Here is a 22,490-nt window from a genome sequence, read left to right on the forward strand (position 1 = left end):
TACCTCGCCTATTTGTCAAAGCGTTGGTTAAGGGCGGGCATCTGCGTTGTCGCTTAACAAAAAACAGTCCTCGACGTATCTCAGAAGCGACACGGATGTCGCTGGTTCCATACAGTAACAAGTTTGCATTGCAAACTTGCAGCCCAAAAATGGGCAAGGATGTCCATTTTTGGGCGAGGATGTCCGTGGTTCTAATCAGCAGCGTGTTTGCGCTGCAAACACGTAGGTAGCAAATGTACAGGGATGTACATTTGCTACCGTGCCTGCGGGTGTTGTTTATTCAGCGCCTTGTATCCGGCACCACTATTTTCAAAAGGCTTACGGATAGTTTTTTCAACAGCACTGGCTATGCAAAACCGCCATGGAGGGCGGTGGTTCCAAGCAGTAGCGAGATTTAGGCTATGCATAAATCTCGTCGTTGAACAGTGTACACGGACGTACACTGTTCAACAGGCTATTTGTCAAAGCGCTGGTTAAGGGCAGGGCATCTGCCGTCAAAACTATACATCCATGTATAGTTTTGGCTACGAGTTTCGCGTCACCGCGAAACACCGCTTTTCTGACAGGATGTCAGTGGTTCTAAGCAAAAGCGATGTTTGCGAAAGCAAACTCGCTGTTCGGGAATGTACAAGGATGTACATTCCCGAACAATGGCGTCCATGCCGCTTCTGAAGATCCTCAACGTATCAGAACGGACAGGGATGTCCGTGGTGCTAATCAGCAGCGTGTTTGCGCTGCAAACACGTAGGTAGCAAATGTACAGGGATGTACATTTGCTACCGTGCCTGCGGGTGTTGTTTATTTAGCGCCTTGTATGTTCAGAACGGGCAGGGATGTCCGTGATTCTCCGCAGTAGCGATGTTACGCTGATTCATTCCTTCGGTAACTTGTATTTATATGAAATGTTTTACTATTATTATGTAATCGGCTTATGACTTATAAGTCCGTAAACGCCTGTCTTGTCCCATATTGGCGGGAAATATGGAGCAGAAACTCATCATCATTGTGCTGTCGATCCTATTTGCGCTCAATAGTTTTGGAGAAGAAACACAAATTCCTGATAAAACTATTGATGTGGAAACTGCCGTACAGTCAGCGTTACAAACACATCTTTCGGTTAGGCAAAGTGAAATACAGCTTGAGCAAGCTAAAAGAAAGTATGCACATGCGTGGAATAATTTTTTGCCGTCTCTTTCGGCAAACATAAGCGGCGGGGCAAATGGTGGCTTGACCTCTACGGCAACCAATGCGCTTACGTTTTCTACCGGAATCAATGCAAATTTGAATATCAGTCTCGGCGTTGGTAAAAAGATTGCCGCTTTAAAAGCAGCATACGAAAGCGGACAAAAAGATTATGAAGATACCGTCCGCGAAATTGAAACGGAAATCCGTAAGAGCTTTTATTCGCTTTTATATATGCAAGGACAGGTAGACATCAGTAGGTCATCGGTAAACGCTAACGAAGCACAATATAATCAAACGAAGATTAAGAAGAGCCAAGGCCTTGTTACAGAGCTTGATTTACTGACCAGTCAAGTAAACTATGAATCGGCAAAAATCAATTTACGGAATACCGAAAAGGCATACTTTACTGCAACGTTTAAATTCTTAAATGAGATCGGTATCAATGTGGAGCCGGGTCAGCGCGTTTCTTTTGAGGGAAGTTTTGATGATTATGTAAATGCGAATGATTTTGAACTTTCGCAAGAAAACTCGGATGAACTGATAGAAAATAGTCCCGCTATCCGTACTATAAAGAATACCTTGAATAAAAATAAGATATCTCGTTCTCAACTTGCACTATCGGCATATCTTCCCAATATAATGCTCAGCGCCAATATCAGCCCCTATTCGTATTCCTATAATTTGCCTAATAAAATAGGAACCAAAAGGGACAGTTGGTCTGTTTCTGCAGGTCTCTCGTTCGCATTAGATAATTATATTCCGGGTTCTGCCGTGAGGGATAATATTGCAGATATGGATGATTCAATCAAAACGCTCGAAGTGCAGCTCGATAAAAAAAGACAGCAGATAAAAACGAATATTATCGAAATACTGAATGAAATCGAGATTGCAAAAGAGGGGTTGGAAAACTGCCGTTTAAATATTGATTTGGCAAGGAAAACTTACGAAATGGCAGAAGTTGCTTATAAGAACGGGACAAAAGATTTGAATAGCTTGCAATCTATTCATAATGCTTATAGCAATGCCAAGCTCCAGTATAAAAATCAACAACTGACTTTAATAAACAGCAGACTAACGCTGAAAAGTCTTATCGGCAAATAACCTTGAGAAGCTCTCTAAAGAACTTTCTTAACTTAGTGAGAAATGATGGAGAACAATATGAAATCAAAAAAAATTATGCGGCGCATTTTATTAGTAGCCGGTGTCATTGCGGTGATTGCGATTATTGCGGTATTACCCAAAAATAAAGGCGGTATGCAGGGCGGTAACGGCAGTATGCCGGACAGCAAAGGTGGAATGCCCGAAGACGGAGCGTCTGCAAATACTGCTGCAACTGTTTATTCTGTAACAACACAAGTGTTAGAAAAAACAGAGTGACAGGAATATTTAACCATGAACGGAAATGTCCAAGCTAACAGTACCATTTCCGTTTATCCCGAAATTGGAGGAAAAATCACTCGGGTGTATGTAACACTCGGCTCAATAGTAAAACGGGGAGATAAACTTGCCGAAATCGATCCTTCAACTCCCGGAATGTATTATGAAATAAGCCCTGTCTATGCACCGATTTCAGGTACCATTACGGCGCTGCCGTTAACGGTAGGAACCTCTGTCAACACAAATACCGCTGTAGCTCAGATTGGAAATATCCGTGAACTCCAGATTAAAGCAAAGGTGCCGGAGCGGGATGTTTCGGTACTAAAACAAGATCTGAAAGCTCAAGTCTCTCTTGTTGCCTATAAAAATCAGATTTTCGATGCTCATGTTATCCGGGTATCTCCAATTGTAGATGAGGTTTCACGAACCAAAGAAATATATCTGGCATTCGATACCATCGACCCTAAGATAAACGCCGGAATGTATGCAAAAATTAAGCTTTTAACCGTACTGCATAAAGATGCGCTCTGCCTTCCTATCGATGCAATTCAAACTCTGGACGATAAAAATTTTGTGTATGTAGTTCAATCAGATTCAACGGTAACGGTACGCACTGTAGAGATCGGTGTGAATGTAGACGGTATTGTGGAAATTGTGAACGGACTTTCAGAAGGGGATAAAATAGTTGTAGACGGAACCCAAAACTTAAGCGAAGGAGCGCAGATAAGGGAAGCAGCCGCAAATACGGCAAGCGCTTTATAGGAGTACGTATGAGCATATCGAAGAAAATACTCGAACATCCGGTATTAATGCTTTGTACTTTCGTATTGATTGCGATTGTATCAGCGTTTACGCTGGGGAATATAACTATCGCTTTGATGCCGGATATGGATATGCCGGTAGCCATGGTCAGTACCTCGTATCCCAATGCCGGCCCTGAAACGGTTGAAAAGTCGGTTACACAAGTGCTGGAGGGAAGTCTTATCAGTGTAACGAATCTCAAGAAGATGACCTCGACTTCATCGGAAGGAATGTCTTCAATCTCGCTTCAATTTAACTACGGTACGGATATGGATGTTGCGGTAAATGAGTTACGAGATAAGATCGATAAGGTAAAGCAGGCATTGCCGACTAACGCAAGTACCCCTTCTATTTTTCAATTTGATACGTCTTCCATGCCTATTATCTCGCTTGCTGTCAATGGTAACCGTTCGGAAGAGTCGCTAAAGAAAATAGCCGATGAACAGATTTCCAGTTTATTAGAGCAAGCGGACGGTGTTGCGCAAGCCTCAGTCCGCGGCGGACGCAGTGCCATCGTAAGAATTGAGCTTGATCAAAATCGGCTGGAAGCGTACGGTCTGACTTTGTCTTCTATTGCCAGAGGTCTTTCTTCTCAAAATATCGAAGTAGGCGGCGGCAGCGTCAGTGAAGGAACAAAAAAATATACGGTTAGAACAACCGGCGAATTTGAGTCCATTGATGACATTAACCATAGTGTTGTCGGAACATATAACGGGTATGATGTAAAGCTTGAAGATATCGGGACTGCCTTTATGGGCTACTCCGACGCAACAAGTAAAATTTACATAAACGGAAAACCCGGTGTCTATGTTTCCGTTCAAAAGCAAAGCGGTTCAAACACGGTTAATGTTGCAAAAGCGGTAAAAGAAAAAATAAAGGAAATTGAAAAAACACTGCCTGCCGATATAAAAATAGAAATTATCAGTGATGATTCTACGTCAGTCAGTGATACCTTGACCGAGCTTATTAAATCGATTGTGCAAGGTTTTATTCTTTCGGTTGTAGTTCTGTTCCTTTTCCTGCGCAGCGGACGAAGTACCTTTATTATGGCTATTTCCATCCCGTTCTGTATTTTAATCACGCTTACGGCTATGTCGTTTGCCGGGATAACCATGAATATGATTACCATGACCGGTTTAATTTTAGGACTCGGTATGGTTGTAGACGCTTCCGTTGTCGTATTGGAAAATATTTATGTCTATCGGAATAGAGGAACGCAGGCTTTGACCGCCGCTGTTATCGGCACTCAAGAAGTAATGGCTTCCGTAGCTGCCGGCAACCTTACGACTATCTGCGTATTTATACCTTTCTTTGTCTTTAAAAATAAGCTTGAAATGCTTGGACAAATGTTCAGCAGCTTGATGTCCGTTATTTTAATTGCAATCTTGTCCTCGCTTTTTGTTGCCGTGTTTTTAGTACCGGTCTTAGCAGGAAAGTTTTTACCGGTCAGCAATAGAAAAGAGCATCCTATCAAAAATAAATTTCTTGCAAAATGTGATAAGAGTATTGAAAAGGCGTTGGATCGGCTTACAGCTCTGTATCAGAAAGGTTTACACTTTGTTTTGCACCGCCGTTTTGCAACGGTTGTCATTGCCTTCGGGATTTTTGCAGCATCGCTTGTACTTATCGGCAGGCTGAATATAAGTTTTATGTCCAATTTTAACGATTCTTCGGTTTCCTTAAATGTTACCTTACCCTTAGGCACAAAACTTGAAGAGACACAGGCAATCCTCGATGACTTCTATCAGTTTGCGCAGGATGAAATTAAAGGCTATGATAATATCGTTGTCAGTATCGGCTCCGGCGGCGGGGGTGCAATGTCGAGGGTCTTTAACCGTCTACTTACCTGATGTTTCCAAACAGATTGATAATGCCCAAACGGTAAAAGAGAAACTCAGAGCATATTTTGATTCTTATCCTGCGGCAACGCTTACCTTTAATGAAGGGATGATGCAGCAAATGAGCGGAAACGATGTTAATATTGTTTTCCGTTCAAATGATTTGGATGCAAGTGTTGCCCTCGCAAAGAAAATTCAAACGCTGATAAAAGAGCAGCTTCCTTCAGTTACCGAGCCTCAGATTGATATGCAAGATGGATTACCCCAAGTAGAAATTAAGGTTGACCGAGAACGGGCATATAGTTTTGGAATTTCTATCATGTCGATTGCAAATGAAATTAACTATTGCATCAACGGGATGACAGCTACCACCTATCATAAAAACGGCGATAGTTACGATGTCGTTGTGTTGCTTATGAAAGAGGATAGAGATGAAATTCCGGATTTGGAAAAGATTTATGTTGCAGGGCGATCCGGCCTTTATTCCGTAGCAAACTTTGCAGAAATTATCCGCGGTACGGGACCGGTTTCCATCAATCGCGAAAATCAATCCCGCATTATTCACCTGACTGCGGGGCTCAAAGATTCAAGCAGCAGTGCGAGGGAAGTAGAAGAGCAAATAAAGCAGCTGATAAGCGATAATCTGGTTGTTCCGGATACTATAACCCTGACCTATGAAGGTTCATGGAAAAATACCAGAAATACCTCGAATGTGTTTCTTTCTATTATTATCTTGGCGATTATCCTCGTATTCGGTGTTATGGCAGGGACGTATGAAGATTTTAAAAATCCCTTTATCAACCTCTTTACGATGCCCTTCCTCGTTGTCGGTGTTGTCCTTATTCATCTGATAACGGGACAGGCGTTCAGTATGGTGTCGTTAATCGGAGTGGTTATGCTGCTGGGAATTGTCGTCAATAACGGTATCATCTTGGTAGACCAGACAAACCTCTTAGTACGGCGAGGCCGTCCTGTGCTGCAAGCATGTGAGGAAGCGGGAGCGAGCCGGTTGCGTCCTGTTTTGATGACGACACTCACCACTATTTTGGGAATGATCCCGATGGCTTTCTTCGGCGGAGACAGCGCGAGCGTGACGCAACCGATCGGCTTGTGTATAATCGGCGGCTTGTTTTCCAGTACCTTAGTTACCCTGTTTATTATTCCGGTGATTTACTCTTTATTTAACGGAAAGACAAATGCAAAAGCGACGATGCCCCTTCCGCCCGATCTTGCTGCAATTAGGGCTGAATATCTTGCAACAGAAACACAGGGAGAAGTGTAAAATACAAGCCGTACAAATAGCACGGCTTGTATTTACTCAAGTTTGCTCAAGCGCAAACTTGTATATCTTATGCACGTTCTCACTTCGTTGCGAACGCGCGTAAAAAGTCAATCGAAAGTTGATACTTTCTTCTTGACTTTTTATGGGAGAAACCAACAATGATTAGAATTGAGATAATAGCAAACCAGTCCGTTTATCCGGAACTCATTGCAAACCTTGAAGCCTGTTTGCCGGATTTTCTCTATACGTCTATTCCGTTGGCTTACGGGAGGGGGAGAGATTCGTATAAACTTGGCGACAGTACGTGGCCGGAGACTAACTTTGTGTTAATTGCCTACGCAGATGATGCCGTCGAACAAAAAGTTGCGCAAATTGTCCGGTATATAAAGTTAAAATTTCCAACGGAGGGAATAAAACTGTTTGTACTGCATGATAAGGATGCGTAAAGAGCTTCCTGTTATTCGTGCGGAGGGTTTAATACCCCGACGCTTGCGTCGTAACAAAGGGTATTAAAGCCGACTGCAACCACCTTATGAGAACAACAACCCCGACGCTTGCGTCGGGGTTGTTGATTCGGGTACCTGCTAAAATCCTTTCACGATAGTTAGATAGTTAACAGGTACCCTATTTTATCCGCGGGGTTGACTTAATCCCCCGCTGTGATAACGTGCGATAACGGAAATGTTACCACGAGCCGGAAGAACCGCCGCCGCCAAAGCGTCCACCGCCTCCGCTAAAACCGCCGCCAAAGCCCCCACTGCCGAACCCTCCGCCGCGTCCTGAATAACCGCCTCTCCGTCCTGACGAAAGGAATAGCAACGGCCAGAATAAACCGCCGGGCATAAAACGGGAACCGAACAGAAAGATAATAATCAGAAAAATGATGAGCGGCAACGGAATAGAATCGTCATCCTGCCGGTCGGCTTCTTTTGCAGCCTCGCTGATGAGGCTTTCGTCTTGAAGTGCAAGTCCTGCAATATTTTTTACCCCTAAAAGGACGCCTTTTCCGTATTCCTGTTGTTTAAACAGCGGGGCAATGACCGAACGGATAATCCTGCTGCTTTGTGCATCGGTGATGCGATCTTCGAGGCCGTATCCCACTTCGATACGCAGCTTTCGATCTTGGGCAGCAATTACTAAGATAACACCGGTGTCTTTGCCTTTTTGCCCAATCTGCCATTTTTCCGCAACGCGGATGGAATAATCTTCAAGACTTTCGCCTTCCAACGAAGGAATGGTCAATACCGCTATCTGTAAATCGCTTTGACGGTCGATACTATATAAATATGCATTTAATTCCTGTGTTTCGCTTGCTGTGAATATATGTGCGTAATCATTGACCGGACCGTTTAGCGGCGGAACGTTAAGCGCAAACAGAAAGGCGCTTTGCATACAAAGGCAGGCAATAATGATAAACCGGAAAGGATATTTTGAAAATTTCATAGTCTCCCCTTTAGTTTTATGATGCGGCGGAGGAAAGGCATGCAATACACCGTTTGATCATAGAGAATGGGAAACCTTTCCGTTGAAGTGCGCTATAGAGTTTTTGGTCGGTATAGCCTTTACGGATAAGGCTGCGTGCTGCTCCTTCGCATACTTCTGCTTCGTCAATCTCCGAAAAAAAATCGTTTAGCGCTTGTTTTGCCGTGTCCGCAGCGATTCCGCGTTTACGCAATTCCGAAAAAAGGCGCGCATATCCCTCTTTTTTTGAAAGGCTCCTCGTATGTAAATATGCACCGGCAAAGCGGGAATCGTCAAGCGTACCTTCGGTGCGTAAATAATCCAACGCAGGCTGATATTCATTTTTTATATAGCCTTTTTTTTGCAATTTGATTGTCAGCTGATAAGAAGAATGTTCGGCACGGTTAAGATAAGCGGCAGCTTGTTTTTCGGCTAAGAAACGCCGACCAGCCTGATAGAGATGTTCTGTTTGAGATTCTGTAAGGAGAATCGGAAGGGCATCTATCGCAAGCGGTTCATCAAAGTAACAAAACCGGCTTACGATAGAAATATCCTCGGAGAGTACCAGTTTGATGGTATCCGAGGATGTATACTCCGCCGCAATAAGGGTAGGATTAACGCTTACTGAACTGGAAGCGTCGGCGAGCACCGCGTTGGCCATACTTTTTGCGTTCAACCATTCTGGAATCACGAGTTAATAAGCCATTCGCTTTAAGTGAGCTGTGGTTAGAGGCGTCTACCTGTGCAAGCGCACGGGCAATACCGTGCGAACAAGCGCCCGCTTGTCCATTTAAACCGCCGCCATATACGGTAATGATGATATCATAGCGGGTATCGCTGCCGGTAACGAACAAAGGCCGTTTTGCCATTTGAACTTGCTCGGGAGTCGCAAAGTAGTCATCCATATTCTTATTATTGATGGTTACCGAACCTTTTCCTTCGCGGATATAAACTCGTGCTACCGAGGTTTTTCTTCGTCCTGTTCCTATTCCGATATTTTTCACAACCATTTCTCCTAAAATTATAACGCTACCGCAACAGGATTTTGTGCTGCATGCGGATGTTCGCTACCTGCATAAATTTTTACATTTTTAAGCAGTTTACGCCCGAGCGGACCCTTGGGCAGCATACCTTTTACCGCGATATACAGCGGTTCGGTCGGCTTTTTCCCGATAAGGGTGTTAAAATTGACAGATTTAAGCCCTCCGGGGAAACCTGTATGATGGTAATACATCTTATCCTTGTCTTTATTCCCTGTAACGGCAACCTTATCGGCATTGATAACGATAATATAATCACCCGATTCCTGATGAGGTGCGTAGAAAGCTTTGTGCTTTCCTCGCGCCATTGCAGCAACTTTTGCTGCAACACGTCCGAGCGGCTTCCCTGCAGCGTCGATAACATACCAGCTCCGCGGTATTTCGCGCTCTTTATAAAAAATTGTCTTCATCTTTTGTGTACCTTATATATTTTTATTGCAGATAATGTGGGTAGAATACTATAGCAAAAAAGAAGCTATACAGTCAACCCACAGAACTTTATTCGTTTTTATTTTCTCCTGCTTTCATCGCTGCTTCTTCTTTTCTCGCATCCTGCTTGTCTTTAATGTCCGCAATACCAATGAACACAGCAATTAATCCGACAAAGGCTGTAAAAATCGGTAAGCCGCCGCGCAAAAAGAGTAGAATATCTTTTCCCCAGCCAAGTCCAAAACCGGCAGTCTCCGGCGGAAGCGCTGCAAAAACCGTAAAGAGAATCATTGCTGCCCCAATAATAAGCGCAATCATACCAACCTCCTATTAAAGAATGACCCGTACACGATTCGAACGTGCGACCTGTTGCTTAGGAGGCAACCGCTCTATCCACCTGAGCTAACGGATCAAAAGATTATGCTGCCTATATCGGCATATTGACCATGCTTCTTAAACAGCCTATATCTTAGTGAGTATAAAAAAAAAAACGGCCTTTTACAAGCCCTCGCATTGTTCCTTTTTTTAAGCATCAGGAACCTCTCAAAATCTAAGCGATTTTTTAGAGATACTTTATCGGTCTTTTCTCCGAAAATTGACATTTCAGCTAAATCGCAGTACATTGATACAATGATTGCAGATAAAATAATTAAAGCCGTTTTCGGTTCACAACATGAACGGGATATTAAAGCACTCCTTCCCGTTCTTCATCAAATAAATGAAAAAGAAGCATGGGCGCTTGCGCTTGCTCCCGAAGATTTTAAGCAAAAGACCGCTGAGTTTAAGGAGCGGTTTGCAAAAGGCGAATCCCTCGATGCCTTTATCCCCGAAGCTTTTGCGCTTGCACGGGAGGCGGCGCGGCGTATTTTGCACGAGCGTATGTACGACGTGCAGCTTTTAGGTTCGCTGGTTCTCCATTCGGGACGCATCGTCGAAATGAAGACCGGTGAAGGTAAAACCTTGATGAGTATCGCCGCTTCATACCTCAACAGCCTTTCCGGGAAGGGTGTACACATTGTAACCGTCAACGACTACCTTGCAGAACGCGACGCCGATTGGATGCGTCCCGTCTACGCATACCTCGGAGTCAGTGTCGGCGCAATCCTTTCCAACATGGACAACGCCGCGCGGAAAGCTGCCTACAATGCGGATATCACTTACGGTACCAACAACGAATTCGGCTTTGACTATCTGCGCGATAATATGCAGCTTACAATAGAAGAAAAAGTGCAGCGCGGCTTTTCCTTCGCGGTCGTGGACGAAATAGACTCCATCCTCATCGACGAGGCGCGTACCCCGCTCATTATCTCCGGTTCCGCCGAGGATGACACCAAGCGGTATTTTGATGTCGATAAGTTCGTCGATCAGCTTGAAGAGGTCAAGAAAAATCCCGAAACCGGTGAATATCCCAACGAGCTGGAAGGGGAAGAGATTATCGGCGACTACACGCTCGACGAAAAGAGCCGCCGTGTGTCCTTTACCGACTCCGGTATGTTGCACATTCAGGATATCCTGCAAAAACAAGGACTGATTAACGGCAGCCTCTTTGAAGAAGAAAACTTTGAATATATCCACTACTTTACGCAGGCAGTACGCGCCCACATCCTCTATCACATCGATGTTGATTATGTTGTAAAAGAAGGACAGGTGCAGATTGTCGATGAGTTCACCGGGCGTATTCTTGAAGGACGCCGCTATTCGGACGGCTTGCATCAGGCTATCGAAGCGAAAGAGCATATCCGTATTGCTCAACGCAACCGCACGATGGCGACTATCACTTTTCAGAACTTCTTCCGTATGTACGACAAGCTGTCCGGTATGACCGGTACGGCGGACACCGAAGCGGTTGAATTCAACAAGATTTATTCGCTCGATGTTGTGGTTATCCCAACCAACCTGCCGGTTATCCGCAAGGACGAACACGATGTTGTCTACCTGAACGAAGCGGAAAAATGGGAAGCGCTCTGTAACGAGATTGCCGAAGCGCATAAACGCGGACAGCCGGTACTGGTCGGTACGGTGTCGATCGAAAAGTCCGAAAAGCTTTCGGCGCTGCTTACCCGAAAAGGTGTCCGGCACGAGGTATTGAACGCCAAGAACCACGCACGGGAAGCGCTCATCATCGCGGAAGCGGGCGCAAAAGGCTCGGTTACGATTGCAACAAACATGGCGGGACGCGGTACCGACATCAAGCTCGGCGGCAGTCCCGAATTTAGGGCACGCAGACGGGCAGGAACCGAAGCCGAGCCGGAAGTGTATCAAAAAATATACGACGAAGAATACAAGAAGTGGCAGGAAGACTACAAGGAAGTTAAATCGCTCGGCGGGTTGTATGTTATCGGTACCGAACGGCACGAAAGCCGCCGTATTGACAATCAGCTGCGTGGCCGTTCCGGACGGCAGGGCGATCCGGGGCGTTCAAAATTCTTCCTTTCCCTCGATGACGACCTGATGCGTCTGTTTGGCGGTGAAAACCTCAAGCGGGTGATGGCAAAGGTCGGTATGGAACCCGGCGAGCCGATTGAACACCCATGGCTCAACAAGAGTATCGAAAAGGCGCAAACCAAGGTTGAAGAGCGCAACTTCGATATCCGTAAGCACCTCCTTGAATACGACGACGTGCTGAACGAACAGCGCGGCTTTATCTATGAACAGCGCGATAAGATTTTGCAGGATGAGCACCTCGTTGAGCGCATTTATACCACGATAGAAGAGTACCTCGATGATGCATTCGAGCAGTTCAAGCACGGTTCCCGCAAGGAAAAACCGGAAGAACTCAAGGAACTGCAAGCAAATCTCAAGGCAAAATTCGGCTACATCTTTAGTGATGAGGATACGAAGCTGGCTCAAGCTGGTGATACCGCCGCACTGCAACAGAAAATCTACGCCGCGCTCAAAGCAAATATCGAAGAAAAAATCGCGCTTGCCGGTAACGAAAACCTCAATATGTTCATTCGTTATCAGTATTTACAGGCGATAGACCGTAAATGGCTCGATCACTTGGAAAATCTGGAAGCCTTACGCGAAGCTGTTTATCTTCGTTCTTACGGTCAAAAAAACCCGCTTACGGAATACAAGCTTGAAGGTTTCGACATCTTCTACGCGATGCTCGACGAAATTCGCTTCTCCATTGCCTCCTTACTGGTATTGGTACGGATTAGCACCGAAGAACCCGCTTCGCGCACTCAGGGGCACCGTATTCCGCAAGGCTCCGCGCACCACAGCTCCATGGCTTCTTTCCATCAGAGCAGCTCCCCGATGGGGTCAAGCAGCAAACCGGAAAACGTCCAAGTAGTACGTACCGCGCCTAAAGTCGGCAGAAACGATCCCTGCCCCTGCGGCTCCGGTAAAAAATACAAGCACTGCTGTGGCAGGTAAAACGGCATAACACCGAACCTATATGATATGACTGGAACACTCTTTTGGGTGTTCCGGTTAAAGGCGGGCTAGGAAGTTTTGCTACCGATTGTAGTCGAGCTTAATTCGTGCGAAGGGGTTAATACCCGCCGTTAATATTAAATTATCTATTTATAAATTACTTTAGGTTTGGGAAGGAGATTAATGGAATTAAATAGATATTTAATAGCATATTTTGTTTTTAGTGGTTTAGGCTGGATATGGGAAAGTATATATTGCACAGCGAAAGAAAGGAAATGGCAAAATCGAGGCTTTTTGTACGGCCCCTTATGCCCCATATATGGTTTTGGAGTAACCATAGGATTAGTATTTTATGATCTTATTTCGCTTGGAATAGTTCATCAACTTTCATGGTGGATGATACTTATTATTGGGTTTTTCGTTAGTATGATATTAGAGTACCCAACATCATATATACTTGAAAAAAAGTTTCATGCAAGATGGTGGGATTATAGTAATTTACCACTAAATCTAAATGGCAGGACGAGTGTAATTACTTCTATCGGATTTGGTATAGGGGCAATTATCATTATGAAATATTTGATTCCTCTTTATGAACGAATTTTTGTTATAATACCTGATACTATCATCATTACTCTTTCGGTTGTTTTGGTAGCGGTGCATTCTTCGGATTTTACACTTACTGTTTCTCGCCTAACGAATTTCCAAAGCAATATTGACGAGATGGAAAGCATGTTCCAAGATAAAATGACTCTAACAGTTGATAAGATTTTTGAAAGACGAAGTAAATTATACGGTAAAACATTAAGCCGAATTGCTTCTTTTAAGATGAGTGAATCACATAATAAGATTGCCGAAAGAATAATAAAGGCAATGCGTGATTCAAAAAGAGTAAAATAATATGATGTTATTAGATTGTTTGAAATGGAGAAATAATATCAAGTTTTCAGTGACATCATTTAACGTCATAAATAAAGGTACTACAACGAATTTTAAGCAATTTTTGCACATTCCTGAAGAGAACGTGAAGAACATAAGAAAACGATTATCGTATCTGTTTTCGCGAATTACAAATTAGTTTTTAACGATTCCCAATTCCCTTACTGCTTAATGCAATAACAGCCGCCTTCTTCTGCAACAAAACCTTCGCGGATGAGACCTTCAAGCGCTTTATCGAAGAGGAGCTTTTCCGTTTGAGTATTGCCGTACAGCTCTGCATATCCTTGGTTATTGTGTGCCGTCAGTGTTCTGATTACTGCGCCGCGCGCTTGCCGTACCGACCCTTCAAACTTGGACTGTTTGGTATAATGCCTGCTTTTTCTGTTCGGATTGACGGTCTTCTTTTTTAATTCTGCGCCGTAATCCATCAGCGCGTAATACCAAAGCCGCGGATTTTCTTTATACAGCGAGGCTTCGATATGAGGGAATAATTCTTTATCGCTGATATCGGTTCTGTCTTTAAAAAAGAAAAAGATAAACACCGCGCGGATATTTGTTTCGATAAATGCGTTGGGTTTATTGTAGGCGAATGTCGAAATCGCAGCAGCCGTGTAGGGGCCAATACCCGAAAGCGTTTTAAGCGTTTCGGGAGAGTCGGGAACAACGCCACCGTATTCGCTTACAATGGTTTGAGCGCACTGATGTAAAAAACGCGCGCGGCGGTTATACCCAAGACCTACCCATTGCTCAAGCACCTGTACGAAGGAGGCTGCCGCAAGGTCTTGCACCGTGGGGAACACTTCCAACCAGCGGTTGTATTTTTCCACCACCCGCTCAGTCTGCGTTTGCTGCAGCATAAATTCAGACACGAGGATGGAGTACGGATCGTTCGTCGTGCGCCACGGAAAAGACCTGCCGTGTGCAGCATAGTAATCTAAAATCGCTTTTTGAAAATCGGTGTAATTGAGATGAGGTGGTGCTTCAAGAATACTCATTTGTTTACTATGGATAAGCTGTTTGTTCTTCAAGGCTTGGTGTTCCGAACCTTTGTTATGTGTCTGCTTTCGGAACAATGAGCGAACGCCGTAAAAGTTCGTCTATGATAAGCTCTACTATGAGATCAGGGGTATAATGCTCCGTATCGATCAGCATATCGGCAAAGGCATAATCGGTATTGTCGATATTATACAGTTCTTTGTACCGGCGGGTATCGTCGCTGTCACGCATCGCGGTAAACTCTTTGATATGCTCAAGGCTCCCCCCCTCCCGTTGAAAAATACGTCCCGCGCGTACTTCTTCAGAGGCATAGAGATACACTTTTAAATCTGCCTCTTTCAGCATCCAAATTGCAAGGCGGGATCCCAGTACACACGATGATTTCAGCGCCTGCTCAACTTGACGGCTATCGACAATGCGGTCAAAACTGAAATCAGTCTTCGCTTGCTCGATGACTTTCTTTAACGGCATATCCAATTCTTTTGCAAGATTCCTAAAGGTATAATTGATGCACGGAATACCCAATGTGTCGGCAAGCAAGGTAGAGACCGTCGTGTTGCCGCAGCCGGAAGCGCCTGAGATTGCAATGCGCAGCTCTTTTTTTGCAGGAATGGCGTACTTGTGTTTCATCAATAGCATCTCTCTTATGTATAACTCTTATTCGATATTGTGAGCCTGCTCGCGGATATTTTCCAGAGCATCCTTAGCGGAGATTACCGCCTGTCCGATTTCCGTCAGCTGATTTTTGGAGCCGATGGTGTTAATCTCCCGATTGATTTCCTGACATAAAAAATCAATTCTTCGGCCGGGAGCTTCGTTTTCTGCGATTTCTTTTTTGAGAGCAGTGATATGAGCTTTTGTCCGTATGATTTCTTCGTTGATTGTATACTTAACGAGCAATACCGCAGTCTCCTGCATAACACGCTGCGGATCCGGTTCACGTTCCATCAGTTCTGAAAATTTTTTTTTCAGCATTGCAGAAAAAAGTTGCTCCATTCTCGCAGCATTCTTTTCAATCTCCGCAACCGAATTGGAAAGTACGGCAAGCATTTTCCGTATGTCTGCGGACAATGCCTTTCCTTCTTCAATCCTGCAGGCATTGAATTTTTCAGTCAACTCATCGAGAAGGGGAGCAAGGGCTTTTTGCCAAAGTTCCTCATCAAAATTTTTATCGATTTGTAATACGCCCTCTTGCCGTAAAATTAGGTCGAGTGTGATTTGATTTTCCATTCCGAGTGCATGAGCAATATCGGCGATGGATTTATAGTATGACTGTGCGAGAGGTATATTGGGCAGGATGGGCTGATCGTTGTGCAATTTCTTTAAACGCAGATAAAAATCGACCTTGCCTCGTATGATGCGCTTGGAAAAATATTTGCGTAAAAATGGCTCAAGTTGAGTAATCGTAGAGGGAATATTGATGTTGAGATCCAAAAATCGGGAGTTATAGCTCTTCAATTCGCAGGAAATATCGGTACCGTTCACAATGCCGTCAAGATAGGCATAGCTTGTCATGCTTTTCATACGTGGGCCTTTTCGAGTAAGTCGTTATAAACGGCGCGGCCGAGCTTCCAATTGTCGCCTGCACCGACGGTGATGAATAAATCGTTTGGGCGCAACTCACGCTCTACAAAATCCTTTGCGTCCATAATCTCTTCAAAATAATGAACTCGTTTGTGCCGCTTCTTCATTTGTTCATACAAGGTTTTGCCGTTTGTTGAACCGCTGTATTTTTCCCGTGCGGAAGCATAAATCTTATGCAGGATAACCGTATCGGCGTAGGAAAAAGCGTCGGCAAATTCGGGGAGCAGCGCTGCAGTACGCGAATAGGTATGCGACATAAAGTCCGCGATGATACGCCGGTTGGGATAAAAGTCATGTATGCCTTTGAGCGTTTTATAAATTGCGGTGGGATGATGCCCGTAATCATCCATAAATAGAATGCCGTTTACTTCTCCCAAAATTTCACTACGCCGCTTTGCTCCCTTAAACGAGGCGAGACTGTTTCTGATTGTGGTGAGATCGGCGGCGGTAACTTCTTTCCGTTCCTGCTTGATAAGTCCGATTACAAGCGCGATAGCGGCGGCGGCATTGAGGACGCTGTGCTCTCCCGGAATACCGATACGGAATTCTCCGTCAAAGCCGCGCAGGGAAAAAACAGACTGTCCGTTTTGGATGCCGAGGGTTTTAATCCCGTAATCGCCGTGTGCCGTTTTTCCATAAGGCGTTAAGACAAGATCAGGACGGGAAGAAAATGTCAATTTTGCCGCCTCCCGCGCTCCTGCATCGTCGGAGCAATAGATCAGTTCGGTGAACTGGGGCAAGCGGTCGATGTATTGCAAAAAGGCGGTCAATATGTCTTCGTATTGTGGATAGTAATCCTGATGGTCGCTTTCGATACTGGTAAGTACGATTTTTTGCGGATGGAAAAATAAAAAGTTACGTTTATATTCACAGGTTTCGGCGACAAAATATTTTGAACCGTTGATAACCGTGCATCCGCCGCCGAAGTTGGACACGGCGCTGCCCGCCAATACGGAGGCATTTAAATTTAAACCCTTTAAAAGAGTACCTGCGATACCGGTAGTCGTTGTTTTGCCGTGTACGCCTGCAATACCTGCCGAATAGCTGTGTTGAGAAAAAGCGCCGAGCGCTTCGGGATAGCTCATGCGCGGGATATTTTGTTCTACAGCGGCATGCAGCTCCGGATTTTTATCGGGCGTGTAAGCCGTTGAATATATGATAAGCTTGGTAGAAGCGGGAATATTTGACGGATCAAAAGGACTGCTGACCGGTATATTCAGCTTACGCAGCAGTGCATCAGTATAAAATTCATCGCTGACATCGCTGCCGGTTAGCTTTGCGCCGCGCGAAACGAGCAGTTCCGCTAAGGCCGCCATGCCGGTGCCTTTTATACCAATCATGTGTATATGATAACCGGAGAGGTTTTCAGGTAAACGTGTTACAATCATAAGTGAACACATAATAATGAAAAATCTCATTTTAAACAAGAAGAAATTGAACGAGGGCAGGGTAAACGCATCAGGCCGTTTTTTCATATCCGCCACGGACGGCGGTGATATTAATCAGAAGCAAGTTTTTCGCTAGAAAAACTTGACATAAACATTGTACAAGGAAGTACAATGTTCGTGTTACCCACGGAAAAATTGAAACTATTCGACCAGAACTGCCAAGGATGGCAGTAGTTCCATACAGCAGCGATGTTTTGTGCACACACAAAACTCGCCTTCAACTGTTGTACACGGATGTACAACAGTTGAAGATGGTTCAAATGCTTGCCCACCCTCCTGATTTTGCGATCTATATTCTATTCGTCTGATGCATTTACCCATCTACTGGAAAAATGTGCGAAATTTTATTTCCTTAAAATGCAACAGTTGAACAAAATATGAATTTTGGAAACTGTTGCATTCGTGCGCGAAAAGCGCACACATCAATACGCAAGTTTTCGAAAGAAAACTTGACGGTTAATACATCCGCCACGGACGGCGGTGGTTAGAGCAGAAGCGATATTTTGGCTTTGCCAAAATTCGTTATCAACTGATGGACAGGGATGTTCATCAGTTGATGAAGGCATCATTGTAGACGCTCACCTTATACCTATGGAATTTCGCACAGAAGGAAGACAATCGTTAAAATTTTTTAATGCGATTGCCCTGGAACAAGGGCTTGACACCCACTACTGTCTTGTGTACTATAAAACAGCCTTTGGGACTATAGCTCAGCTGGATAGAGCGTCAGATTCCGGATCTGAAGGTCGGCGGTTCGAATCCGCCTAGTCTCATTCTTTTTATAATATTTAACTTCTTGTTAGGAACCTCTAAAAACCTCAGTTTTTTAAAGATGCCCTGTTGTTTCCCGTATTTCATGCCAGCCTCGTTAGGTCTATTTTAACCGGTCTGTTGACCATTATATTTTTTTAAGGAAATAAAATGATAGTCGAACAAAGAAATAGTGATCTGACGGAAGGAATTATCTGGAAAGCACTGATTATATTTACCGTACCGATTTTGGTGGGGAATTTTTTTCAGCATTTATATACGACAGCTGATGCGGTGATTGTCGGGCGTTTTACCGGCAAAGAAGGTCTTGCCGCAATCGATTCTATTTTTAGCCTATTAAGATTACCCGTTAATTTGTTCAGCGGACTATCAGCCGGTTCTTCAATTTTAATTTCACAGCTCTATGGAGCAAAAAAGTACAATGATCTGTCAAAGACAATGCATACGGCATTAGTACTCACGTTTATTGTCGGAACGGTTTTATCTACTATCGGTGTTTTATTGGCTCCTGCATTATTGGTAATGATGGGCGTTCCTTCCGATATTTTTAATGCAACACTAATCTATGCCAGGATATACTTCGGCGGGATGTTAATCTCGCTCTTTTATAATATTGCTGCAGGAATTTTACGGGCAATGGGAAATGCGCAAACGCCGTTTTATGCATTGGTGATTTCAAGCGGAATAAATGTTATACTCGACATTGTATTTATCGGTGTGTTCAAGTGGGGGATCGGCGGGGCAGCTTTCGCAACCGTGCTTGCACAATTATGCAGTGCATCAATTCTTTTTGTTACACTTTCAAAAAAAAGTAGCTTGTGTCCGTTGTATATTTCAAAGTTTAAAGTATACGGTACTGTAGTTGCAGCTATCACAAAACTGGGTATTCCGATAGGGTTGCAGTCAATACTTTTTCCAGTTGCAAATATGATCATTCAAGCGCGGGTAAATGCTACCGGTACGGAAAACATTGCGGCATGGGCGTTATGTGGTAAATTGGATTTTCTGATTTGGATTTCACTTGAAGCAATGGTAATCTCTGTTTCTACGTTTGTTGCACAAAACTATGGTGCGAAAAAATATGACAGGGTAAGTACGGGGGTTCGTACCGGTTTATTGATGAGTACTGCCATTATCGGAATATTGAGTGCGATCTTGTATTTATGGTGTGTGCCATTGGGAAAGCTCTTTATCAGCGCTGAAGATTATGGTATTCTTACCATTGCTGAACGGTTAATGCATCTGATGGCTCCCTTTTATACGGTATTCGTATTTTCGGAGATTTTGTCTGCAGCAATGTACGGAATCGGCGAAACATTTAAACCGATGATTATTACCTTGCTTGGAATATGTGTGTTCCGTATTCTGTGGATATGGTGTGTCGTACCGCTGTATCCTTCGATTGAAGTAATCGTGTGGGCGTTTCCTGTATCTTGGAGTTTAACTACCGTCGCATTTATTGTTGCATATCTGCGATTGCGGAGAAATATATGAAAATTATTTTTATTACCGGTGTGTCCGGAACGATGGGATCCGAAGCATTAAAACAGATTGCTCAAACGGGAGCATTCCGGTGCCGTGTTCTATTACGACCTAAAAAGGCGAATATAAAGCTGGCAAAAAAGCTTCAGAAAAACGAAAACATTGAAGTGCTGTTCGGTGACATACAAAACTACGAAGACTGTCTTGCCGGCGTAAAAGATGCAGACTATGTGCTTCACTGCGCAGCGATTATTCCTCCGGCAGCCGACCACAATCATGATGCTGCATTCCGTACAAATTGGCTGGGAACTCAAAATCTGCTTAATGCTGTGGTAGAAAACGGACAAATCGAAAAGACCAAATTCGTTTACATAGGCACCGTTGCGGAATACGGTAACAGAACATTCAAACACCCGTGGGGAAGAGCCGGCGATCCGCTTCTGCCGAGTGCGTTTGATCTGTATGCGGCAAGCAAAGTAAAGGCTGAGCGTGCGGTTATTGAATCCCCTTTATGCTGGGTTTCGCTTCGGCAAAGCGGTATCTTATATGACGAAGTGCTTTTCAATAATATGAATGATGGGTTGATGTTTCATACGTGCTGGAATACGCCGATAGAATGGGCAACGGCGCGTACTTCCGGTTTGCTTTTGAAAAATCTCGTTGAAAAAGATACAAACGGAACGCTCAGGTCTGATTTTTGGAAAAAGGTATACAATATCGGAAACGGCAAGGATGCCCGTGTTACCGGCTTTGAAACACTTGACCGCGGTTTTAAAATGATGGGACGGAGCGCCGAGGAAATTTTCCGCCCCGAATGGAATGCAAGCCGCAATTTCCATTGTATGTGGTTTGCCGATTCTCATATATTAAACAGCTATCTGGATTTCCAGCATGAAGGGTTTGAAGCGTTTTTTTCAAAGCTTGAAAAAAAATTATGGTATTTTAAATTGGGAAAACCGTTCCCGCGCCTTGTTCAGCGTTTTTCCATTATGCCGCTACTGAAAACAAATAATGCTCCGGTCTTTTGGGTTACGCACAACCTCAAAAAAAGAGTTGATGCCTTTTTCGGATCGCTGGATGCATATAATGCAATCCCGCGCAGCTGGAAAAAATTTCCGTTATTGTGCAAAAATCAAAACCCTGAAACCGGTGCTGAGTTAGATTACGCGGCATTAAAAGACGAAGCATTGCTTGCGGCAAACAATATGCTTTTAAATCACGGCTATGATGAAACAAAGAAGCCGGATGAACTTGATATTGAAGATATGCAGCAGGCAGCGGCTTTCCGGGGCGGCAAGTGCAACAGTACAACGATGACCCGTGGCGATATGTACCGTCCGCTGCAATGGCAGTGCCATAACGGACATCATTTTTCGGCGACTCCGTATTTAGTGCTTAAAACAGGGCATTGGTGTCCGGAATGCTGTAGCGTACCGTCGTGGAATTTCGGAGAGCTTGCAAAACACATTCCGTTTTATGCACAGGTATGGTACGACGACCATACGAGTGATGAAACGGAATCATATTCGGCAGAGGATGCCCGCGATATATCCGCCTACGAAGCAGGTTCCTCTAATATACAAAGGGGATGATACGCTTCGGTCTATAGCGGGCAAATTCATCGGGGAAGTCTTGCGCATATTTTTTATACAAGGCATGAGAGCGCGGTACCAAGTTGCAAGCCGTCCAAAATAAAAACAGGAAACCGGCGGATGACCATGTTAAAACGGCGAAGCCGAGCCATTCCACCAATTCACCGAAGTAGTTTGCGCTGGTAACGTAGCGGTACATTCCCTTACACGGATAGTAGTGCTTGCTGTCTCCATTTGATCTCAGCGAACGGATATAGGAATCGGATTGTATATTGATAAACATACCGGCACAAAATAAAATTGCGCCGAGGATAAAACGGGGATCGGCAAACCAGCGCACGTTATACATTTCTGCAGGAGAAAAATAAAAAATCCATAAACCGATTAAAAACGCATTGATCGTATTAAAGAGCATCCCCATTGATACTATGCTGAGCGGCATTTTACTGTTTCCCTTGAGCAGCATCGGGAAAATCAGCGTGCGTTGAATATAGTGGGCAAGGAAGAAAGACACAAGCACTATCCGCACCGGTTTGTGTGCATAGTCGAGTACGGACAGTAAAGAAATCATAACGATAAGAGTTGGACACTCCATCAGCATCCATGCAGCTTTATTGTTAAAACTGAAGCCCCATTTTTTATTGATTAGCTTTCCGTACCCTGCCGGGATAAAATATAAGGCAAAAAAGCATATCAATCCCAAAACGAGCATGACAATTTCAACGGTGCAATATACAGAATACAACATGCGTAACAGTATCACCGCTTTTCTTCTTTTAATCAACTATCCCTCGATGCGGAGTGTTGGGGAATGCAACTTTCCGCACGGATCAAGCGCCGGTAGGAAGGGTTGACAGGCTGCATAAATACTCGTAGCTTACTTAAAA

The 22,490-nt window shown here is 44.2% G+C and carries 21 protein-coding genes and 2 tRNA genes; 12 read left to right on the top strand and 11 right to left on the bottom strand.

Features of this window, described 5'->3' with window-relative positions; all coding sequences use genetic code 11:
- Nucleotides 1-592 precede the first annotated feature (592 nt).
- The 7 genes from DWB79_RS05500 to DWB79_RS05525 all read left to right on the top strand — a co-directional run bounded on the left by DWB79_RS05500 (nt 593) and on the right by DWB79_RS05525 (nt 6,929).
- Nucleotides 593-748, top strand: coding sequence for a hypothetical protein (locus tag DWB79_RS05500; protein WP_156831506.1), 156 nt, complete (start codon nt 593-595; stop codon nt 746-748).
- A 233-nt stretch (nt 749-981) separates the two neighbouring features.
- Nucleotides 982-2,286 carry a TolC family protein gene (locus DWB79_RS05505; RefSeq protein WP_016523051.1) on the top strand — a complete coding sequence of 435 codons (1,305 nt, stop codon included), beginning with the start codon at nt 982-984 and terminating at the stop codon, nt 2,284-2,286.
- Between the two features lie 57 nt (nt 2,287-2,343).
- Nucleotides 2,344-2,562: a hypothetical protein gene (locus tag DWB79_RS05510; RefSeq protein WP_016523052.1), complete on the top strand. Its 219-nt coding sequence runs from the start codon at nt 2,344-2,346 to the stop codon at nt 2,560-2,562.
- A gap of 15 nt (nt 2,563-2,577) precedes the next feature.
- On the top strand, nt 2,578-3,324 hold the full coding sequence (locus DWB79_RS05515; RefSeq protein ID WP_016523053.1) for an efflux RND transporter periplasmic adaptor subunit: 747 nt from the start codon (nt 2,578-2,580) through the stop codon (nt 3,322-3,324).
- Between the two features lie 8 nt (nt 3,325-3,332).
- On the top strand, nt 3,333-5,213 hold the full coding sequence (locus DWB79_RS12035; RefSeq protein ID WP_016523054.1) for an efflux RND transporter permease subunit: 1,881 nt from the start codon (nt 3,333-3,335) through the stop codon (nt 5,211-5,213).
- Nucleotides 5,137-6,483 carry an efflux RND transporter permease subunit gene (locus DWB79_RS12040; RefSeq protein WP_252722502.1) on the top strand — a complete coding sequence of 449 codons (1,347 nt, stop codon included), beginning with the start codon at nt 5,137-5,139 and terminating at the stop codon, nt 6,481-6,483. Before DWB79_RS12035 ends, DWB79_RS12040 begins: the two co-directional genes overlap by 77 nt.
- A gap of 158 nt (nt 6,484-6,641) precedes the next feature.
- Entirely contained in the window at nt 6,642-6,929 is a 288-nt protein-coding gene (locus DWB79_RS05525; protein ID WP_016523056.1) for a PG0541 family transporter-associated protein, read from the top strand.
- 238 nt (nt 6,930-7,167) lie between these two features.
- Here DWB79_RS05525 and DWB79_RS05530 read toward each other — a convergent pair whose 3' ends face one another.
- From DWB79_RS05530 to DWB79_RS05555, 6 genes are all read right to left on the bottom strand, one after another.
- Nucleotides 7,168-7,926, bottom strand: a complete 759-nt coding sequence (locus DWB79_RS05530; RefSeq protein WP_016523057.1) for a TPM domain-containing protein — start codon at nt 7,924-7,926, stop codon at nt 7,168-7,170.
- A gap of 16 nt (nt 7,927-7,942) precedes the next feature.
- Nucleotides 7,943-8,605: a regulatory protein RecX gene (locus tag DWB79_RS05535; RefSeq protein ID WP_016523058.1), complete on the bottom strand. Its 663-nt coding sequence runs from the start codon at nt 8,603-8,605 to the stop codon at nt 7,943-7,945.
- Complete coding sequence (gene rpsI / locus DWB79_RS05540; RefSeq protein WP_016523059.1) at nt 8,559-8,948, bottom strand: 30S ribosomal protein S9; 390 nt, start codon at nt 8,946-8,948, stop codon at nt 8,559-8,561. The genes DWB79_RS05535 and rpsI overlap by 47 nt, the downstream gene beginning before the upstream one ends.
- A gap of 17 nt (nt 8,949-8,965) precedes the next feature.
- A complete protein-coding gene (gene rplM, locus DWB79_RS05545; protein ID WP_016523060.1) occupies nt 8,966-9,394 on the bottom strand; it encodes a 50S ribosomal protein L13 in 429 nt (142 codons plus the stop codon).
- A gap of 88 nt (nt 9,395-9,482) precedes the next feature.
- Nucleotides 9,483-9,731: a hypothetical protein gene (locus DWB79_RS05550; RefSeq protein ID WP_016523061.1), complete on the bottom strand. Its 249-nt coding sequence runs from the start codon at nt 9,729-9,731 to the stop codon at nt 9,483-9,485.
- Nucleotides 9,732-9,751: 20 nt separating this feature from the next.
- Nucleotides 9,752-9,825: transfer RNA gene (locus DWB79_RS05555), tRNA-Arg, on the bottom strand.
- Between the two features lie 218 nt (nt 9,826-10,043).
- Between DWB79_RS05555 and secA the strand changes: the two genes are divergently transcribed.
- Entirely contained in the window at nt 10,044-12,791 is a 2,748-nt protein-coding gene (gene secA, locus DWB79_RS05560; RefSeq protein WP_016523062.1) for a preprotein translocase subunit SecA, read from the top strand.
- Between the two features lie 183 nt (nt 12,792-12,974).
- Nucleotides 12,975-13,691 (top strand): putative ABC transporter permease, encoded by a 717-nt coding sequence (locus tag DWB79_RS05565; protein ID WP_016523063.1) that lies wholly within the window; start codon nt 12,975-12,977, stop codon nt 13,689-13,691.
- A gap of 200 nt (nt 13,692-13,891) precedes the next feature.
- On the opposite strand, the gene DWB79_RS05570 is transcribed toward DWB79_RS05565, so the two are convergent.
- Genes DWB79_RS05570 through murC form a run of 4 tightly spaced genes read right to left on the bottom strand, consistent with a single transcriptional unit; the run spans nt 13,892 to nt 17,698 of the window.
- Nucleotides 13,892-14,725, bottom strand: a complete 834-nt coding sequence (locus tag DWB79_RS05570) for an HhH-GPD family protein (protein WP_016523064.1) — start codon at nt 14,723-14,725, stop codon at nt 13,892-13,894.
- 55 nt (nt 14,726-14,780) lie between these two features.
- Complete coding sequence (cmk, locus tag DWB79_RS05575; RefSeq protein ID WP_016523065.1) at nt 14,781-15,356, bottom strand: (d)CMP kinase; 576 nt, start codon at nt 15,354-15,356, stop codon at nt 14,781-14,783.
- A 27-nt stretch (nt 15,357-15,383) separates the two neighbouring features.
- A complete protein-coding gene (locus tag DWB79_RS05580; protein ID WP_016523066.1) occupies nt 15,384-16,250 on the bottom strand; it encodes a YicC/YloC family endoribonuclease in 867 nt (288 codons plus the stop codon).
- Entirely contained in the window at nt 16,247-17,698 is a 1,452-nt protein-coding gene (murC, locus tag DWB79_RS05585) for a UDP-N-acetylmuramate--L-alanine ligase (protein WP_040859469.1), read from the bottom strand. Before murC ends, DWB79_RS05580 begins: the two co-directional genes overlap by 4 nt.
- A gap of 759 nt (nt 17,699-18,457) precedes the next feature.
- On the opposite strand from murC, the gene DWB79_RS05590 reads away from it, so the two are divergent.
- From DWB79_RS05590 to DWB79_RS05600, 3 genes are all read left to right on the top strand, one after another.
- Nucleotides 18,458-18,531 (top strand) — tRNA-Arg (locus DWB79_RS05590).
- A 148-nt stretch (nt 18,532-18,679) separates the two neighbouring features.
- Nucleotides 18,680-20,023: an MATE family efflux transporter gene (locus DWB79_RS05595; RefSeq protein WP_016523068.1), complete on the top strand. Its 1,344-nt coding sequence runs from the start codon at nt 18,680-18,682 to the stop codon at nt 20,021-20,023.
- The gene (locus DWB79_RS05600; protein ID WP_016523069.1) at nt 20,020-21,603 is read left to right on the top strand and encodes an NAD-dependent epimerase/dehydratase family protein; all 1,584 of its coding nucleotides are present in this window, start codon (nt 20,020-20,022) and stop codon (nt 21,601-21,603) included. Before DWB79_RS05595 ends, DWB79_RS05600 begins: the two co-directional genes overlap by 4 nt.
- Here DWB79_RS05600 and DWB79_RS05605 read toward each other — a convergent pair.
- Nucleotides 21,584-22,351: a DUF1295 domain-containing protein gene (locus tag DWB79_RS05605; protein ID WP_016523070.1), complete on the bottom strand. Its 768-nt coding sequence runs from the start codon at nt 22,349-22,351 to the stop codon at nt 21,584-21,586. The genes DWB79_RS05600 and DWB79_RS05605 overlap by 20 nt on opposite strands.
- Between the last annotated feature and the right edge of the window lie 139 nt (nt 22,352-22,490).

Source organism: Treponema medium, from assembly GCF_017161265.1.
Taxonomy (GTDB): Bacteria; Spirochaetota; Spirochaetia; order Treponematales; family Treponemataceae; genus Treponema; species Treponema medium.

Bases quoted from the DNA above. Each gene is read 5' to 3' on its own strand.
- DWB79_RS05510 (WP_016523052.1), top strand. From the start codon at position 2,344: ATGAAATCAAAAAAAATTATGCGGCGCATTTTATTAGTAGCCGGTGTC.
- rplM (WP_016523060.1), bottom strand. From the start codon at position 9,394: ATGAAGACAATTTTTTATAAAGAGCGCGAAATACCGCGGAGCTGGTAT.
- DWB79_RS05580 (WP_016523066.1), bottom strand. From the start codon at position 16,250: ATGAAAAGCATGACAAGCTATGCCTATCTTGACGGCATTGTGAACGGT.
- DWB79_RS05525 (WP_016523056.1), top strand. From the start codon at position 6,642: ATGATTAGAATTGAGATAATAGCAAACCAGTCCGTTTATCCGGAACTC.
- DWB79_RS05570 (WP_016523064.1), bottom strand. From the start codon at position 14,725: ATGAGTATTCTTGAAGCACCACCTCATCTCAATTACACCGATTTTCAA.
- murC (WP_040859469.1), bottom strand. From the start codon at position 17,698: ATGATTGTAACACGTTTACCTGAAAACCTCTCCGGTTATCATATACAC.
- DWB79_RS05530 (WP_016523057.1), bottom strand. From the start codon at position 7,926: ATGAAATTTTCAAAATATCCTTTCCGGTTTATCATTATTGCCTGCCTT.
- DWB79_RS05600 (WP_016523069.1), top strand. From the start codon at position 20,020: ATGAAAATTATTTTTATTACCGGTGTGTCCGGAACGATGGGATCCGAA.
- DWB79_RS05565 (WP_016523063.1), top strand. From the start codon at position 12,975: ATGGAATTAAATAGATATTTAATAGCATATTTTGTTTTTAGTGGTTTA.
- DWB79_RS12040 (WP_252722502.1), top strand. From the start codon at position 5,137: ATGATAATATCGTTGTCAGTATCGGCTCCGGCGGCGGGGGTGCAATGT.
- DWB79_RS05605 (WP_016523070.1), bottom strand. From the start codon at position 22,351: ATGTTGTATTCTGTATATTGCACCGTTGAAATTGTCATGCTCGTTTTG.
- DWB79_RS05515 (WP_016523053.1), top strand. From the start codon at position 2,578: ATGAACGGAAATGTCCAAGCTAACAGTACCATTTCCGTTTATCCCGAA.
- DWB79_RS05500 (WP_156831506.1), top strand. From the start codon at position 593: ATGTTTGCGAAAGCAAACTCGCTGTTCGGGAATGTACAAGGATGTACA.
- DWB79_RS05595 (WP_016523068.1), top strand. From the start codon at position 18,680: ATGATAGTCGAACAAAGAAATAGTGATCTGACGGAAGGAATTATCTGG.
- DWB79_RS05550 (WP_016523061.1), bottom strand. From the start codon at position 9,731: ATGATTGCGCTTATTATTGGGGCAGCAATGATTCTCTTTACGGTTTTT.
- DWB79_RS05535 (WP_016523058.1), bottom strand. From the start codon at position 8,605: ATGGCCAACGCGGTGCTCGCCGACGCTTCCAGTTCAGTAAGCGTTAAT.
- DWB79_RS05505 (WP_016523051.1), top strand. From the start codon at position 982: ATGGAGCAGAAACTCATCATCATTGTGCTGTCGATCCTATTTGCGCTC.
- cmk (WP_016523065.1), bottom strand. From the start codon at position 15,356: ATGAAACACAAGTACGCCATTCCTGCAAAAAAAGAGCTGCGCATTGCA.
- secA (WP_016523062.1), top strand. From the start codon at position 10,044: ATGATTGCAGATAAAATAATTAAAGCCGTTTTCGGTTCACAACATGAA.
- DWB79_RS12035 (WP_016523054.1), top strand. From the start codon at position 3,333: ATGAGCATATCGAAGAAAATACTCGAACATCCGGTATTAATGCTTTGT.